1 pseudogene is annotated in these 517 nt (G+C 36.8%); it reads left to right on the top strand.

The window, feature by feature from the left end:
* Positions 1-69: 69 nt before the first annotated feature.
* Positions 70-517, top strand: a pseudogene (locus tag O3658_RS10640) (IS4 family transposase); the annotation flags it as partial.

The raw sequence follows: 517 nt of genomic DNA, 5'->3' as shown, positions 1-517 counted from the left end.
TTCAAATACAATTCTGTATTTGGGTTTCTTTTTTTATGTGCTAAACTGATAGTTAAGGAGGTACTTCCCATGATAAAACAGATAAAAGCCCACTTGAATAAGAGTATTCAGAGTATCCTTAGTCAAAAAGTTGAGCTCGTCAAACAAGATGAACAGGCCTTTACTCGTAAAAGAAGGTTATCACTAGAAACCATGATTCGTACCATTCTGGGAATGGGAGGAAAATCACTGTCAAAAGAATTACTAGATGCTAGACTGACAGTTTCAAATTCAGCCTTTGTTCAAAGACGCTATCAGATAAAACCTGAGGCTTTCTATACCTTATTTAAAGAATTTACAGCACCTATTCCACTTAACACCAATCTTCCGATATTAGCTGCAGATGGGAGTGATATCTGTATTCCTCGAAATCCCATGGATACAGAAACCTCTATCCAAACCCAAACGGATGTTAAATCCTATAATCTCATACACATAAATGCCCTATACGACTTGAAGACTGGAGTGTATAGAGATG

Origin of the sequence: Streptococcus sp. 27098_8_69, assembly GCF_041432445.1 — a bacterium.
Classification (GTDB): Bacteria; Bacillota; Bacilli; order Lactobacillales; family Streptococcaceae; genus Streptococcus.
The sequence above is the reverse complement of the archived record's forward strand: the minus strand, read 5'-3'. Positions and strand labels throughout refer to the sequence as shown.